Source organism: Rhizobium sp. CC1099 (assembly GCF_029714385.1).
Classification (GTDB): Bacteria; Pseudomonadota; Alphaproteobacteria; order Rhizobiales; family Rhizobiaceae; genus Rhizobium.
The window spans coordinates 1,044,883-1,058,485 of sequence record NZ_CP121641.1 but is presented as its reverse complement, the minus strand read 5'-3'; the positions used below and the strand labels follow the sequence as shown (position 1 = coordinate 1,058,485).

Annotated in this window: 19 protein-coding genes, 1 tRNA gene and 1 pseudogene; 7 read left to right on the top strand and 14 right to left on the bottom strand. The window is 59.1% G+C overall.

The window, feature by feature from the left end; genetic code table 11:
* Positions 1-16: 16 nt before the first annotated feature.
* On the top strand, positions 17-310 hold the full coding sequence (locus QA644_RS05300; protein ID WP_039844528.1) for a transcriptional regulator: 294 nt from the start codon (positions 17-19) through the stop codon (positions 308-310).
* 74 nt (positions 311-384) lie between these two features.
* On the top strand, positions 385-534 hold the full coding sequence (locus QA644_RS05295; RefSeq protein WP_283071374.1) for a hypothetical protein: 150 nt from the start codon (positions 385-387) through the stop codon (positions 532-534).
* Between the two features lie 3 nt (positions 535-537).
* Here the strand turns inward: QA644_RS05295 and QA644_RS05290 are convergent, their stop codons facing one another.
* Positions 538-750, bottom strand: coding sequence for a hypothetical protein (locus tag QA644_RS05290; protein ID WP_039844526.1), 213 nt, complete (start codon positions 748-750; stop codon positions 538-540).
* A gap of 317 nt (positions 751-1,067) precedes the next feature.
* On the opposite strand from QA644_RS05290, the gene QA644_RS05285 reads away from it, so the two are divergent.
* Positions 1,068-1,331 (top strand): hypothetical protein, encoded by a 264-nt coding sequence (locus tag QA644_RS05285; protein ID WP_283071372.1) that lies wholly within the window; start codon positions 1,068-1,070, stop codon positions 1,329-1,331.
* A 60-nt stretch (positions 1,332-1,391) separates the two neighbouring features.
* Here QA644_RS05285 and QA644_RS05280 read toward each other — a convergent pair whose 3' ends face one another.
* From QA644_RS05280 to QA644_RS05270, 3 genes are all read right to left on the bottom strand, one after another.
* Complete coding sequence (locus QA644_RS05280; protein WP_239599337.1) at positions 1,392-1,700, bottom strand: hypothetical protein; 309 nt, start codon at positions 1,698-1,700, stop codon at positions 1,392-1,394.
* 248 nt (positions 1,701-1,948) lie between these two features.
* A tRNA-Pro gene (locus tag QA644_RS05275) sits at positions 1,949-2,022 on the bottom strand.
* A gap of 194 nt (positions 2,023-2,216) precedes the next feature.
* Positions 2,217-2,831, bottom strand: coding sequence for an HAD-IA family hydrolase (locus tag QA644_RS05270; RefSeq protein WP_283072455.1), 615 nt, complete (start codon positions 2,829-2,831; stop codon positions 2,217-2,219).
* 303 nt (positions 2,832-3,134) lie between these two features.
* Between QA644_RS05270 and QA644_RS05265 the strand changes: the two genes are divergently transcribed.
* The gene (locus tag QA644_RS05265) at positions 3,135-3,449 is read left to right on the top strand and encodes a DUF1236 domain-containing protein (RefSeq protein ID WP_239599338.1); all 315 of its coding nucleotides are present in this window, start codon (positions 3,135-3,137) and stop codon (positions 3,447-3,449) included.
* 75 nt (positions 3,450-3,524) lie between these two features.
* Here QA644_RS05265 and QA644_RS05260 read toward each other — a convergent pair whose 3' ends face one another.
* From QA644_RS05260 to QA644_RS05230, 7 genes and pseudogenes are all read right to left on the bottom strand, one after another.
* Entirely contained in the window at positions 3,525-3,797 is a 273-nt protein-coding gene (locus QA644_RS05260) for a hypothetical protein (protein ID WP_283071371.1), read from the bottom strand.
* A 6-nt stretch (positions 3,798-3,803) separates the two neighbouring features.
* Entirely contained in the window at positions 3,804-4,388 is a 585-nt protein-coding gene (locus tag QA644_RS05255) for a MerR family transcriptional regulator (protein WP_074067345.1), read from the bottom strand.
* A 132-nt stretch (positions 4,389-4,520) separates the two neighbouring features.
* Positions 4,521-4,859 (bottom strand): integration host factor subunit alpha, encoded by a 339-nt coding sequence (locus QA644_RS05250; protein ID WP_022714764.1) that lies wholly within the window; start codon positions 4,857-4,859, stop codon positions 4,521-4,523.
* 111 nt (positions 4,860-4,970) lie between these two features.
* On the bottom strand, positions 4,971-5,942 hold the full coding sequence (locus QA644_RS05245) for a beta-ketoacyl-ACP synthase III (RefSeq protein ID WP_194729380.1): 972 nt from the start codon (positions 5,940-5,942) through the stop codon (positions 4,971-4,973).
* 19 nt (positions 5,943-5,961) lie between these two features.
* Positions 5,962-7,008, bottom strand: a complete 1,047-nt coding sequence (gene plsX, locus QA644_RS05240; protein ID WP_039844515.1) for a phosphate acyltransferase PlsX — start codon at positions 7,006-7,008, stop codon at positions 5,962-5,964.
* A gap of 105 nt (positions 7,009-7,113) precedes the next feature.
* Positions 7,114-7,668, bottom strand: coding sequence for a DUF177 domain-containing protein (locus QA644_RS05235; RefSeq protein ID WP_194729379.1), 555 nt, complete (start codon positions 7,666-7,668; stop codon positions 7,114-7,116).
* Positions 7,669-7,678: 10 nt separating this feature from the next.
* Positions 7,679-8,268, bottom strand: a pseudogene (locus QA644_RS05230) (ubiquinol-cytochrome C chaperone family protein).
* A gap of 189 nt (positions 8,269-8,457) precedes the next feature.
* On the opposite strand from QA644_RS05230, the gene QA644_RS05225 reads away from it, so the two are divergent.
* Positions 8,458-8,982: an outer membrane protein assembly factor BamE gene (locus QA644_RS05225; protein WP_074067331.1), complete on the top strand. Its 525-nt coding sequence runs from the start codon at positions 8,458-8,460 to the stop codon at positions 8,980-8,982.
* Between the two features lie 55 nt (positions 8,983-9,037).
* Here the strand turns inward: QA644_RS05225 and QA644_RS05220 are convergent, their stop codons facing one another.
* From QA644_RS05220 to ribH, 3 genes are all read right to left on the bottom strand, one after another.
* Entirely contained in the window at positions 9,038-11,173 is a 2,136-nt protein-coding gene (locus QA644_RS05220; protein WP_283071369.1) for a sodium-translocating pyrophosphatase, read from the bottom strand.
* A 198-nt stretch (positions 11,174-11,371) separates the two neighbouring features.
* On the bottom strand, positions 11,372-11,854 hold the full coding sequence (gene nusB / locus QA644_RS05215) for a transcription antitermination factor NusB (RefSeq protein ID WP_239599342.1): 483 nt from the start codon (positions 11,852-11,854) through the stop codon (positions 11,372-11,374).
* The gene (gene ribH, locus QA644_RS05210) at positions 11,851-12,312 is read right to left on the bottom strand and encodes a 6,7-dimethyl-8-ribityllumazine synthase (protein WP_074067324.1); all 462 of its coding nucleotides are present in this window, start codon (positions 12,310-12,312) and stop codon (positions 11,851-11,853) included. Before ribH ends, nusB begins: the two co-directional genes overlap by 4 nt.
* A gap of 321 nt (positions 12,313-12,633) precedes the next feature.
* On the opposite strand from ribH, the gene QA644_RS05205 reads away from it, so the two are divergent.
* Positions 12,634-12,993 carry a hypothetical protein gene (locus QA644_RS05205; protein ID WP_283071367.1) on the top strand — a complete coding sequence of 120 codons (360 nt, stop codon included), beginning with the start codon at positions 12,634-12,636 and terminating at the stop codon, positions 12,991-12,993.
* Positions 12,994-13,106: 113 nt separating this feature from the next.
* A complete protein-coding gene (locus tag QA644_RS05200) occupies positions 13,107-13,601 on the top strand; it encodes a cupin domain-containing protein (RefSeq protein ID WP_074067320.1) in 495 nt (164 codons plus the stop codon).
* Positions 13,602-13,603: the final 2 nt, after the last annotated feature.

Sequence of the window (13,603 nt, the reverse complement as noted above, 5' to 3'; positions counted from 1 at the left end):
CGCTAAACTTCCAAGCATGATCACAGGAATGCAGATACGCGGCGCGCGCGCCATGACCGGGATGAGCATCGATGAGCTTGCCGCTGCGTCCGGCCTGACGCCGGAAGCTATAGAGGCACTCGAAGACGGCGACGGAATGGGCGAGCCCGGCGCATTCCTTGCCGCCAAGCACGCGCTGGAAGCAGCCGGCGTGATCTTTATCGCAAGCGGCAATCAGGACGAGGGCGGCCCCGGTGTGCGTCTGCGGGCGCGCACGTCAAGCGACGACGGCATCCGCCCCGAAAACCTCAACGCCACCAACGACGACTGAGTGTGGCCCGCACAAGGAACCAAAGGGATGTTCACGCGTTTTTCCTTCGATATCAAAACGTTGGGGAAAACATCTTGAACCGCAACAATGTTCTCTATTTCGTCGTCGGCGCCTTGGTCGTCGTCATTGTCGGCCTTGGCGCCTATATTTTCAATGAGGAACGCAAGCCCGATGGCATCGAACTTCGCATCGGCCAGAACGGCATTTCCGTCGAGGAAAAGTGAGGGCTAGAGATAGGCCTTCGCAAGGGCGGCGAGTTTCGTGCTGTCCTTGGCACCCTGGCGATAGAGCTGGATGATCAGCGCGCCGAGGTGCTCGGCTTCGGGCGTGTTGCGGCTTAGTCCCCTCGCCTTGCAAACGACATCCAACACTCCGGAAATCACATCTAGGTCTTCCGAAAAGAGCGGCAGATCACGGGGATGAAAAGGTGTATCGAGCATCGAGCCGCACTTCACATGAGGGCGAAAGCACAACTGCATCATTCGCCAGCCGCCCATCCATGGCCGACGATATAGATAATATGCGCGCCGATTTCCGGCTTGGCAACTGGAACAAATGTCTCGGGGTCGCAGGCTGGGTTTCCGGCGCGCCTGCGCTTGTGCCGGCCCCCTGACTGGGGTTCTGCGTGCTTTTTTTGCATGCCAGTCGAGCTTACGCTTTCCTGCATAAAACAGAGCACCATTTACTTCGTGCGCCAGAGGCGCGCGACACGGAACGTTCCTCCGTTACACGGCAAAACATTTGAAGGCCAACAGTAATGGGAATTCGACCGACGATTTTGATAGCTGCACTGGTGTTATCCGGCTGCACCAGCAGCTCCGAAGGAATTGAGCCGATACGCGGAAGCATCACATATGGAGGCCAGCCACCGGTGCGGCTTAGCAAATCGCCGCCCGGCTCTGTTCTGCCCCATCAATTTATCGACCCGACCGGCCGATGGGTGGAGGAAACCTACATCATTCAACCGGACAGAAGCCTCAAGCTCGTAAGACGGCGTGATGTGGTCGACAGCGCTGATTGAGTGGACACAAGCAAAAGGAAAGGCCGGTGCGACACCGGCCTTTCCTTGGAAGCACATCGGTTACTTGTTACCGCATAGTTCTGCCATGGCGGTCTGGTCGTCGCCGCGGCCAGGAGAGGTCCGCGCCTTGTCGTACGCAGAGCAATTGCTTTCCATGGAGCCTCCCCGTGTCATGGTCGTGCTGCCGGTTACATTGGGATCAACCGCAGCAGGCGCATTGCTATTGTTGCCGAAAGGATAGTCTTCCCCTTCCTGCACCGATGGGGGCGAATTCGTTGAGCTGGCCGGAGCGCCTTGGCTCTGGGCATAGGAAGCCGATGTTGCCATGCCGAGGGCCAGAATGGATGCTGCTAAAAGTTTCATACGCATAACGTCCTCCAGTGTTGCGTGGGTGACGGCAGGCTAACCCTAAGAAGACGGGCTTGTTCCGGGAAAAACGGCGGTTCATGATAACAGCTCATCACGCTTTCGCGAGCGGCCGGTTTCTTCCGGCTCCGCTCCATGACGAGCTCTCGAAGTAACTGTTCCAGATAGAAATAGCGGCCAGTCGGACGCTTGCCCCACCAGCCGCCTTTCGGATGCCCAAAGATAACTCGTTGAATTAACGAGTAAAAATCTCGGAATGGCCGGATTTGAACCGACGACCCCTTGACCCCCAGTCAAGTGCGCTACCAGACTGCGCTACATTCCGTCATATGCGTCATTCGGTAGGCCTCAACAATTTCGCTGATCCTTATATCGAACCAGCGCCCCTTGATCCAGTCAAGTGCGCTACCTGGTTGCGCTACGCCTCGACCTGCCGAAACAGCTTGTTTCGTTTAGTTTTTCGTGTCGCCCAATGCAAGCGGAAAAAGCCGTACTCCGCGCAAAAAGCCGATGTGCCACTTAGGCTCCGACGATTCCGATTCCGATGCCGCCGATTTTCTTCACGGTCCATGCCTCGTAGTCCGCAATCGAGAAATGCGGTGTTTCGAAGGGCGTGGCATGTGTCGCGGTAATGACGGTGACATCGGCTCCTGCACCTTCTCCTGCAAGTATGCCCGCAACCGCGTCTTCGAAGACCAAGCAGCGTTTCGGATCGACACCCAGGCGGCTGGCGCCGAGCAGGTAGCATTCCGGGCTGGGCTTGCCTGCCTGGACTTCCTCGCCGGTGACGATGACCTTCGGCATCGGGATGCCGGCGGCGGCCATGCGTCGCTTGGCGAGTTCAAATGGGGCGGAGGTGACGATCGCCCATCTGTCGGCGGAAATGCCGTTCAGAAAGCGGATTGCGCCGGGGATCTGCACGATACCGTCGACGTCTTCCATTTCCTCGATCAGGAGTTTTTTCGCTTCAAGCACCGGATCCACACCGGGAAGTGCCAGTTGACGGATGGTGTCGCTGGCACGGACGCCGTGTATCGTCTTCAGGAACACTTCCGGCTCGAGGCCGTGATCCTTTGCCCAATCGCCCCAGATGCGCTCGACGACCGCTATGGAGTTAAGCAGCGTGCCGTCCATGTCGAAGAGGAATGCATCGTAGGCTTTGCCGGGTACATTGAAAGAGGACACAGGGGAATTCCTTGTGAAATGGGGCTTAGTAAGCAGAAAGGCGGACGGAGATCAGGATTGTCTCTCCCGTTTTTCTGGCGGTTCTCAGCACGAGTCCTTTCGTGCGATCCTCTCTAAACAGATGCCGGCGGCTTTGCCAAGATCGGTGCCACGTCAGCGCCGAAGCAGCAGGCGGCTGTGACCTTTTCCGGAACAACGGACCCATGGGGGCGTTTTTTCATCAAGGCTGGGTAGGAAAAGGAGATTTGTCCTATGCGCAAGACCATGCTGGCTACGGCCGCCGTAACACTGACGGTCTGCTCTGCCGCCTTCGCACAGAGTACGGTAATCGTCGACCCTGCACCCACCGGCGCCATCGTCTTGCCGGGCGAAGTTCGCACCTATGTGATGGAGCAGCAGGTACCTTCTGTCGTCTATGAGGGCGATGTCGTCGTCGGAACGATGCTTCCGGAGACCGTCGAAATCCACGAGGTCCCGGATATGGACGGTTATGCTTATACCGTCGTCAACAATCGCAGAGTGATCGTCGAACCTCAGACGCACCGCGTCATTCAAATCCTCGAATGACCAGATCAGGCGCGAAGCTCACAGCTTCGCGCCCATGTCCCTCCCAGAGCAGCAGACAGCACAGGCTTTCCATCCTCAGGAAGCCTTCTCAATGTTTGATCCAGAGCCGGCGATGAATAGACTTCCCGGCGCATGACGCGGCAGCTGTTCCGCCAGCCGCATGGCGAGCACGACCGCTGGTAGCGCCGGATTCGCCTGCCCTCCCGTCGGAAAGACGCTGCTTCCGGCGACATTTTCCACGGGAGAGGCAATCGACGTCGACGATGCCGCCTGGGAATTGGCCGACGTCAGGCCGATCTGGTGATCACCGTCCAGTACCTGCTCACGGACCGCATTCCCAGGGCGCAAGGATTTTTAGCGCACCTGATCGAGAAGGCGCTTGCATTCCAGAAGATCGTAGAGCGCCTCCTGCAGAAGCGCCCTGTCCTCCTTGCTGACGCTCGACTTGCCGATCGAGACTTCAGACTGATCGTCGTCGCCGGCGACGAAATTGAAGAAGCGGCGGGTAATCGGCGGCTTTGCGCGGCCGACCAGCTGATCTTCCTCCGCAATGCCGACGCGCGGTTCACCCGGAGCGCTGTCCCTGCCGCCCGCCGCAAGCGCCTCGACGCTGGCGAGATCGCCTTGCGCGACAGCGACGACGAACTTGTTGCCGTTTGTCTTCAGGAGCTTCTGAACGCCCTTGATCGTATAGCCATGGTCGTAAAGGAGATGGCGGATGCCCTTCAGCAGATCCACGTCTTCCGGCCGGTAATAGCGGCGCCCGCCGCCCCTCTTCATTGGCTTTATCTGCGGAAAGCGCGTTTCCCAGAAACGCAGAACGTGTTGCGGCAGATCGAGGTCGTCAGCGACTTCACTGATTGTTCGGAAGGCATCGGGGCTCTTGTCCAAGGTCGTACTCCCTACGCGATCACCGGGGCGGTCCAAACCGCGACTCATCATATTTCAACGGTTTGCGGCGTTGAATTCAAGTCATGTCTTCGCATAGCCCACAAGCCGGAAGCGCGGTTGGAGAAAAATGATCAGGAGGCAGCATTCAGGGACAGATATTCAACTTATCCCATTGCACCCTTACATGGCCGGATTTGCGGGCTTCTGCTTGACCTTGCGCAGGGTGTGCGCCTTGAGAATACGGGTCTTCAGGACGTTCGAAGCCTTGAAGGTCATCACCCGGCGGGGCGAGATCGGCACTTCTTCGCCCGTCTTGGGGTTGCGGCCGATGCGCTCGTTCTTATCGCGGACCTGGAAGGTGGCGAAGGAGGAAAGCTTGACGGTTTCGCCACGGACGATGGCGTTGCAGATTTCGTCGAGCACGGTCTCGACGAGTTCGGCGGATTCGGTCCTGGAGAGACCGACCTTCCGGAAAACCGATTCCGCCAGGTCTGCTCGCGTCACTGTCTTTCCGGTCATGGTCTCCCCGCCAATTCTACAAAATATTTTTTAAAAGCGAGCAAAGACTATTTGTCTTGCGCCTTACGGTCAAGCTCTTGTTCGTCGCCAGTTTTTTGCGATTCTTCGCCGTCACCAGCGCAGCAGCAAAGCACCCCAGGTGAAGCCGCCGCCCATCGCCTCCAGCATCACCAGATCGCCTTTCTTGATGCGGCCATCGCCTGCTGCAGTGGCAAGTGCGAGCGGGATCGAGGCGGCTGAGGTGTTGCCGTGCAGGTCGACAGTGATGACGACTTTCTCGGGGGCAATATGCAGCTTCTTGGCGGAGCCGTCGATGATGCGGCGGTTCGCCTGGTGCGGCACAAGCCAGTCGAGATCTTCGGCGGTCGTACCCGTCGAATCGAAGGCGGCCTGGATCACGTCGGTGATCATGCCGACGGCATATTTGAAGACCTCGCGGCCTTCCATGCGCAGCTTGCCGACGGTGCCGGTGGTGGACGGGCCGCCATCGACGAAGAGTTTCTCCTTGTGCGAGCCATCGGAGCGAAGATGCGCCGTCAGGATGCCGCGATCGGCTGTCGTACCCTCACCTTCGGCAGCCTCGATCACGATCGCGCCGGCGCCGTCGCCGAAAAGCACGCAGGTGGTGCGGTCGTTCCAGTCGAGGATGCGCGAGAAGGTTTCCGCACCGATCACGAGGGCACGCCTGGCGAGGCCGCCACGGATATAGGCGTCGGCCGTCGTCACGGCATAGACGAAGCCGGTGCAGACCGCCTGAACGTCGAAGGCGAAGCCGTGGTGCATGCCGAGACGGTTCTGGATATTGACCGCCGTCGCCGGGAAAGTGTTGTCCGGCGTCGAGGTGGCGCAGATGATGAGATCGATATCGGCAGGCGTCATCCCTGCCTTGTCGAGCGCCGCACGCGCGGCCCGCTCGCCGAGCGAAGACGTGGTCTCGTCATCGCTTGCGATATGTCGCTGGCGGATGCCGGTGCGTTGGACGATCCACTCGTCAGACGTATCGACGACATCTTCCATCTCGCGATTGGTCATTACGCGTTTCGGAAGTGCGGCTCCGAACCCGCGAACCACTGAACGGATCATTCTGGTTAAACCTCGTTGCTCATGCGGCTTCCGGCCCCATCGGGGGTAACCGCTTGGCATGATATTTCTTGAGATCGTTTTCTATTTTCTGATTGAGGCCATTCTTGGCCATATCATAGCCGACCTCGATGGCAGCAGCGATGCCGTCTGCATTGGCACCGCCATGGCTCTTGATGACGATGCCGTTGAGACCAAGGAATACGCCGCCATTGACCTTGCTCGGGTCCATCTTTTCGCGAAGCATGTCGAAGGCGCTCTTGGCAAAGAGATAGCCGATCCTGGCAAGCAGCGTGCGGGACATCGCGGCACGCAGGTATGCGGCGATCTGTTTTGCCGTACCTTCTGCCGCCTTCAAGGCGATATTGCCCGAAAAGCCTTCGGTCACGACGACATCGACGGTGCCTTTCCCGATGTCGTCGCCTTCGACGAAACCGGAATATTCGAGCGAATCGATATTGGCCTCGCGAAGCAGCCGGCCTGCTTCCTTGACTTCTTCCTGGCCTTTCATCTCTTCGACGCCGACGTTCAGCAGGCCGATCGTCGGCCGTTCGAGTTCGAAGAGGGCGCGCGCCATGGCGCCGCCCATCAGGGCGAAGTCCATCAGCTGCTGAGAATCAGCGCCGATCGTCGCGCCAACATCGAGAACGATGCTCTCGCCCCGCAGCGTCGGCCAAATGGCCGCAATCGCCGGGCGCTCGATATTGGCCATCGTGCGCAGACAGAACTTTGCCATGGCCATCAGAGCGCCGGTGTTGCCCGCGGAAACGGCGACATCAGCGTCGCCCGTCTTCACGGCCTCGATCGAGCGCCACATGGTGGAAATATATCGGCCGCGGCGCAGCGCCTGACTGGGCTTCTCGTCCATGCGAACGGCAAGTTCGCAATCGTGGAAGACGGACTTTTCCCTCACCTTCGGAAACTTGGCGAGAACCGGATCGCACTGCTCTTTCAGTCCAAAAAAGACGAAGGAGATATCCGGATGCCTTTCCAATGCTTTCGCGGCACCGGGGATGACAACCTGGGGACCAAAGTCGCCACCCATGAGGTCGAGAGATATTCTGATCACGCGTCCCTGATCCTTTTCTTTCGCCTGAGGGGAGCGAAAATTTCGGCCAAAATACCGGTTTTCCTATCGCTTACAACTGAATTGTGTCAAATACCCCACGGGTGTTCAGTCCTTCTGCCAATCCTTGAGTACCGCAAAGGCAGAAGGCTTCTTATCGTTTTCCCCCGTATCTTCGATATGGCCGGAGAACTCGACACCCTTCTTGCGGGGATAGGGATCGATCGCCAGCGCGGCGAATTCCATCACCACTTCTCCCGCGTCGATCGTGTCGCCAAAGAAGGTTTCAGGCAGGTCCGGCCCGTCGGGATCGAGAACCATTTCGCCGGCATCATTGGCCGGGTGCCGCGCGAGTTTCGAATTCTCGGGCACGTAGATCTGCTCGAACTGCTCGTCGATATCGGCAGGTACCGGGTCGAGCGTCACCACGCAGGCCTGAACGATCTTTGCCTGCACCCTGCCCTTCACGCGGACGCCATCCTTCTTCCAGCGATTGATCTGCAGGTCCGCGCGCAGATCGTCGACGGACAGTACATCCCAGCGTTCGGCAAGCGCTTTCCGCTCCTTCTCGTCTGCTTTGAGGTGCACTTCGACAGGGTTTGCGGAGATATGGCCGACCTTGACGAGGTAAGAAAATGCAATGTCGTCGTTGCGATGTTTCATGGCGTCCTCCTTACGCTGCCTGTGGCAGCGTCGCCGAGCCGGTGGCGATCCGCTCCTCGGACTGGGCCGACAGATCGGCTTCGGCGTCAAACATCCAGTTGGCAAGCGCCGTCATGTCGTAAGCGTCGGCGGCTTGCGGATGGATATTGCGGTTAAGGGCTGCGGCAAGGGCCGCGCGGTCGCCGCTATCGATTGCCGCCGAATAGGACTCGAGACGTCCGTAGAACATGCCGGCAAGCTTCTTCATGCGTTTCGGCACCCCGTTGTCGCTGATGCCGAGTTCGCGGATCGAATGGTCGATATCCTCAAAGAAGGCATCGACGATCTCCTGGGCAATCTCCTGTCCGCTGGTTTCGCAGGAGCGTGTGCGGCGGAAGAAGAGGATCATCACCAGCGACAGCATCTCGAAACGGCCCATCACGGTGTCCGGAACATGCATGGTCTCGTAGAATTCCGGCATACGGGCTGCGGCAGTCAGTACCGAATACTGCCGTTCGACGATCGCCTGATTGTTGTTTTTCTTGCGAAAGAGCCCGAAGATCATTGTTTCTTCCGGAAAAGCCTCGTTCTTCACGCGGAGTTGCGTGGGCCGTGTTGCATGATTTCGAAAGCTGGTTTACCGAAGCAGGCGCGAATTGCAATGCCGAAGGTGGCCACTTTCGGGACAGCGCCCTTGTCGGCTCGATCTCGGGGAATTGGGAGTATTCGACCCCGGAAAGGCCACAAAGGTTTTGCATCAGCGGTGATTGCAGGGCCGGAAAGCTGCCTATCGAGACCTCAAGGGAGTAGATGTCGTTGAAGAAACGGTATTTCAAGTCTGACATAAGATTCTTCAGCAGCGCAGCCATCGCCATCATGATTGCCTCAGCAGGCCTCACAGGTTGCCAAACGGGAACAGTGCTTAACGGCGGCTATATCGTCGACGAGCAATCCCTCAATCTCGTTCCGGAAGGCTCGAGCCGCGAACAGGTGCTTCTGTCGCTCGGCACGCCTTCGACGACGGCAACGTTCGACACCGAGGTCTTCTATTACATCTCGCAGAAGCGCACGCGTTCCGTCGCCTTCCAGAAACTGAAGGTCGTCGACCAGAGCGTGCTTGCGATCTACTTCGATAAGGACGGCGTCGTCACGCGCCGCGCGAATTACACGCTCCAGGACGGCAGGGTCTTCGATACGATTTCGCGCGTGACCCCGACCGGCGGCCGCGAACTGACCTTCCTGCAGCAGGTTCTGGCAGGCGGCGCGGGCGGTGCAGCAAAGAGCCTGTTCGGAACGCCTTCAGGCAATCCGCAGAATCCTGCAAGTATCCGATAAATATCCGACCCAACAAAGAATCCCGCCGGATCGCTCCGGCGGGTTTCTTCTTCGATCAGGCCAAGACCGCCAAGAGGAGCAAGGCGACGATATTGGTGATCTTGATCGCCGGATTGACGGCTGGACCTGCGGTGTCCTTGTAAGGATCGCCGACCGTATCGCCGGTGACGGAGGCCTTGTGTGCGTCCGAGCCCTTCATGTGGCGGACGCCGTCCTTGTCGACGAAGCCGTCCTCGAAGGACTTCTTCGCGTTGTCCCATGCACCGCCGCCCGACGTCATCGAGATGGCGACGAACAGGCCGTTGATAATGACGCCGAGGAGCGATGCGCCGAGTGCGGCGAAGGCCGAGGCCTTGGAGCCGGAGGCCAGCAGAACACCGAAATAAACGACGATCGGAGCCAGGACCGGCAATAGCGAGGGGATGATCATCTCGCGGATTGCGGCCTTGGTCAGAAGGTCGACGGCCTTGCCGTAGTCCGGCTTTTCCGTGCCCTGCATGATGCCCGGCTTTTCCTTGAACTGACGGCGCACTTCCTCGACGATTGCGCCGGCGGCGCGGCCGACGGCCGTCATGGCGATACCGCCGAAGAGGTAGGGAATGAGCCCACCGAAGATCAATCCGGCCACCACGTAGGGGTTGGAGAGATCGAATGAAATCTCCCCTATGCCTGCGAAGTAGGGAAACTTGTCGCCATTTGCCGCAAAGTATTTGAGGTCATAGGAATAGGCCGCAAAAAGCACCAGCGCGCCGAGTCCGGCAGAGCCGATCGCGTAGCCTTTTGTCACGGCTTTCGTCGTATTGCCGACGGCGTCGAGCGCGTCCGTCGACTTGCGGACTTCCGGCGGCAGATGGGACATTTCGGCAATGCCGCCGGCGTTGTCGGTCACGGGACCGAAGGCATCGAGCGCAACGATCATACCGGCAAGGCCGAGCATGGCGGTGACGGCGATGCCGGTGCCGAAGAGGCCGGCGAGCTGGTAGGTGCCGATAATACCGGCGACGATGACGATCGCAGGCAGCGCCGTCGATTCCAGCGAGACCGCAAGGCCCTGGATGACGTTGGTGCCGTGGCCGGTCACGGATGCCTGGGCGATCGAATTGACCGGGCGTTTGTTGGTGCCGGTATAATATTCGGTGATGACGACAATGAGCGCCGTTACCAAGAGGCCGACGAGGCCGCAGAAGAAGAGATTGGTACCGGTAACATCCACACCGCCGGCCTGTCCGAGCGACCCCCAGCCCACCGTCAACGATGTTGCAGCGCCTAGGCCGACGATCGACAGGAGGCCGGTGACGATAAGGCCCTTATAGAGTGCGCCCATGATCGAGCCGTTGGTTCCAAGCTTGACGAAAAAGGTACCGACGATCGAGGTGAGGATGCAGGCGCCGCAGATTGCCAGCGGATAGACCATCGCCGACTGCAGGATCGGTGCCCCGGCAAAGAAGATTGAGGCAAGAACCATGGTTGCGACAACGGAAACGGCATAGGTCTCGAAAAGGTCGGCGGCCATGCCGGCGCAGTCGCCGACGTTGTCGCCGACATTATCTGCGATCGTCGCCGGGTTGCGCGGGTCGTCTTCCGGAATGCCTGCCTCGACCTTGCCGACGAGATCCCCGCCGACATCGGCACCCTTGGTGAAGATGCCGCCGCCCAGACGAGCGAAGATCGAGATCAGCGAGGCACCGAAGCCGAGCGCGACAAGCGCATCGATGACTTCGCGCGAACCGCTTTCATGGCCGAGCAGGCCGGTCAGGATGAAATAATAGATGGATACGCCGAGCAGTGCCAAACCGGCGACGAGCATGCCGGTGATGGCACCGGATTTGAAGGCGATATCGAGGCCGGCCGAGAGGCTGTGCGATGCGGCCTGCGCCGTGCGGACGTTGGCGCGAACGGAGACGTGCATGCCGATAAAGCCGGCGGCACCGGAAAGCACGGCGCCGATCAGAAAGCCGATGGCGGCCATGCCGGAGAGAAGCAGCCAGGCTGCGATGAAAACAACGATGCCGACGATCGCAATCGTCTTGTACTGGCGCATGAGATAGGCCTGCGCGCCTTCACGGATATACCCCGCGATTTCCTGCATGCGGCTGTTTCCCTGATCGGCCGCCAGCACCGAGCGGGTTGCCCAGATGGCATAAACCACCGAGAGCAGACCGCATGCAATTACGCATAAAAGAATTATCATTTCGCTCTTTCCTCCAAAAGTGCCGGAGCACTCCTCCCTCCGGCCACGAACGCAGCCGAATCGTCTTCTCTCCACAGAAACGCTCTAGCTTTGCGTGCGGAGATTGCGGGGTGGGAAACACGACGTCAAGACCGCAAGGGACGAAAACCCTTGCAGTGCAGCGTAAAGCGCGAAATGGTCCGATAGTGGACGGAAGGCTTACTTCTTCGTTTCGCCGCGCAGCTGTTTGGCGATGCGGTCGAGCACGGCATTGACGAGCTTCGGCTCGTCATCCTCGAAGAAAGCCTGGGCGATCTCGACATATTCCGTAACGATCACGGCCACCGGCACGTCTTTGCGGTCGAGAAGTTCGAAAACGCCGGCGCGCAGGATCGCGCGCACGGTGCTGTCGAGGCGCGACAACGCCCAGTCGTCCTGCAGGGCAGAGGCGATCAAAGGATCCAGACGAAGCTGCTCGCGCACCACGCCGGAAACGATGGAACGGAACCACGCGGCATCGGCCTTGAGATAGGTCTCGCCGTCGATTTCTTGACCGAGGCGGTGAGCCTCATATTCGGCGACGATTTCCAGAACACCGGTGCCGCCGATATCCATCTGGTAGAGCGCCTGAACAGCAGCCAGACGCGCAGCGCCGCGCTGGTTTGCCGCCTTTACCTGACGCTCCGGATTTTCACTAGTCATTCGTATGCACCCAGTTTCTTCTTCAGCTCGATCATCGTGAGAGCTGCGCGAGCGGCAAAGCCGCCCTTGTCTTTGTCCGAGCGGCGGGCGCGTGCCCAAGCCTGCTCATCGTTTTCGACCGTCAGGATGCCGTTGCCGATGGCAAGGGATTCGCTGACGGCGAGATCCATCAATGCGCGGGAGGATTCGTTCGACACGATGTCGAAGTGGTAGGTCTCGCCGCGGATGACCATGCCGAGAGCGACATAGCCGTCATATTGCGTGCCGCCATTGTCGGCGCCGTCAAGCGCCATGGCAATCGCCGGCGGAATCTCCAGAGCTCCTGCAACGGTGACGACATCGTAGCTCGCGCCGGCTTCCTTGAGCGCAAAGGTTGCCCCTTCCAGAAGAGCGTCGGCCATGTCGTCGTAGAAGCGGGCTTCGACGATCAAAATATGGGGAGCGTTATCTCGCGCCATGCATCACCTTCGGTTTCTGAGGACTTTGCCATTTGGCAGGCCGCGGTCAAAACATGCCTTTCGATGAATGGCAAGCAAATTCGGATCATGGCCGGAAATCTCTGCAAGAGGATAGCGGAAATATACGCCGGCCGTTTGCCATGCACCCTCGCAAGCACCTTGAAAACGGCAAATCGAAGGCAATCGTTATGAACAATTTGTAATGTTATTTCAGGTGTTTAGCTCTTGATTCCACGCTGCGGCCGACCCAACTCAACAAGCGTAACGCTGACGATCCCCTGCACGACAGCCGACCGTCATAGCAGATGAAAGGATACCATCATGAACCGCGTTGCCACAATCGCCATCGTTTCCGCGTTCTCCTCCCTCGCGCTTGCCGGCGTCAGCCGTGCGGAAAGCTTTGGCATGAACAGCCCATCGGGCATCGAACAGACGCTCCGCAATTTCCGGGGTAACGACTTCAACGTAAAGCATTTCTACAACTGGCACGACGCAAGCCCCGAAGCATATGGTCCGCGCTCCGCTCCGCCACGCTCGGCCCAGGAAGTGCGCCAGATTCAGGCATCGATCGACGCCAACAAGATGCTGACGCGCAAGCTCGGCAATGACGGAATCAATGTCCGCAACGTCATCAATGCCGAACAGGCGGCCGATGGCAGCATTACCTTCTATACCGACTGATCGGCGCAGGGCGGCGCAGATCGCTGCGCCGCCCCCCCCGACAATTCTACTGACGCCTATTGAAAACCATCCCGAATTGATGGTCTGTTCGTCCCTGCAAAAGGGGAAAAGACATGCCACGGGACATCAAACCGGTTCTCAATATTGCCGACCTGACACTGGAGCGGTGGCAACAGGGCGCGCTCTACGAGGGCGCCGACACATCCTTCGGCCGCCTGCTTGGCCTTTCCAATCTCGGGATCAGCTACAACGAGGTGCCGCCCGGCAAATCGAGCTGTCCGTTCCACAATCACCATGTCGAGGATGAGCTGTTCTTCGTAATCGAAGGGACAGGCGAATACCGTTTTGGAAGCGAACGTTACCCCATCAGGAAAGGCGACACGCTCGGCGCACCTGCCGGCGGGAAGGAAACGGCACACCAGATCCTCAATACCGGCAGCACGACGCTGATCTATCTCGGCATCTCCACGATGGCGAAGACGGAGATCGTCGAATACCCGGATTCCCAAAAATTCCTCGCCAAGACAAATCATGACGTCGGGCGCTTCCGCTTCATCGGGCGCGCGGAGAACGATCTCGACTACTGGGACGGCGAAGCAGGCGCGTGAGA

Excerpts from the sequence above, each read along its gene's own strand:
- QA644_RS05300 (WP_039844528.1), top strand. The coding sequence starts at position 17 with ATGATCACAGGAATGCAGATACGCGGCGCGCGCGCCATGACCGGGATG.
- QA644_RS05290 (WP_039844526.1), bottom strand. The coding sequence starts at position 750 with ATGCTCGATACACCTTTTCATCCCCGTGATCTGCCGCTCTTTTCGGAA.
- QA644_RS05285 (WP_283071372.1), top strand. The coding sequence starts at position 1,068 with ATGGGAATTCGACCGACGATTTTGATAGCTGCACTGGTGTTATCCGGC.
- QA644_RS05280 (WP_239599337.1), bottom strand. The coding sequence starts at position 1,700 with ATGCGTATGAAACTTTTAGCAGCATCCATTCTGGCCCTCGGCATGGCA.
- QA644_RS05270 (WP_283072455.1), bottom strand. The coding sequence starts at position 2,831 with ATGGACGGCACGCTGCTTAACTCCATAGCGGTCGTCGAGCGCATCTGG.
- QA644_RS05265 (WP_239599338.1), top strand. The coding sequence starts at position 3,135 with ATGCGCAAGACCATGCTGGCTACGGCCGCCGTAACACTGACGGTCTGC.
- QA644_RS05255 (WP_074067345.1), bottom strand. The coding sequence starts at position 4,388 with ATGAGTCGCGGTTTGGACCGCCCCGGTGATCGCGTAGGGAGTACGACC.
- QA644_RS05250 (WP_022714764.1), bottom strand. The coding sequence starts at position 4,859 with ATGACCGGAAAGACAGTGACGCGAGCAGACCTGGCGGAATCGGTTTTC.
- QA644_RS05245 (WP_194729380.1), bottom strand. The coding sequence starts at position 5,942 with ATGATCCGTTCAGTGGTTCGCGGGTTCGGAGCCGCACTTCCGAAACGC.
- QA644_RS05235 (WP_194729379.1), bottom strand. The coding sequence starts at position 7,668 with ATGAAACATCGCAACGACGACATTGCATTTTCTTACCTCGTCAAGGTC.
- QA644_RS05225 (WP_074067331.1), top strand. The coding sequence starts at position 8,458 with ATGTCGTTGAAGAAACGGTATTTCAAGTCTGACATAAGATTCTTCAGC.
- QA644_RS05220 (WP_283071369.1), bottom strand. The coding sequence starts at position 11,173 with ATGATAATTCTTTTATGCGTAATTGCATGCGGTCTGCTCTCGGTGGTT.
- nusB (WP_239599342.1), bottom strand. The coding sequence starts at position 11,854 with ATGACTAGTGAAAATCCGGAGCGTCAGGTAAAGGCGGCAAACCAGCGC.
- ribH (WP_074067324.1), bottom strand. The coding sequence starts at position 12,312 with ATGGCGCGAGATAACGCTCCCCATATTTTGATCGTCGAAGCCCGCTTC.
- QA644_RS05205 (WP_283071367.1), top strand. The coding sequence starts at position 12,634 with ATGAACCGCGTTGCCACAATCGCCATCGTTTCCGCGTTCTCCTCCCTC.
- QA644_RS05200 (WP_074067320.1), top strand. The coding sequence starts at position 13,107 with ATGCCACGGGACATCAAACCGGTTCTCAATATTGCCGACCTGACACTG.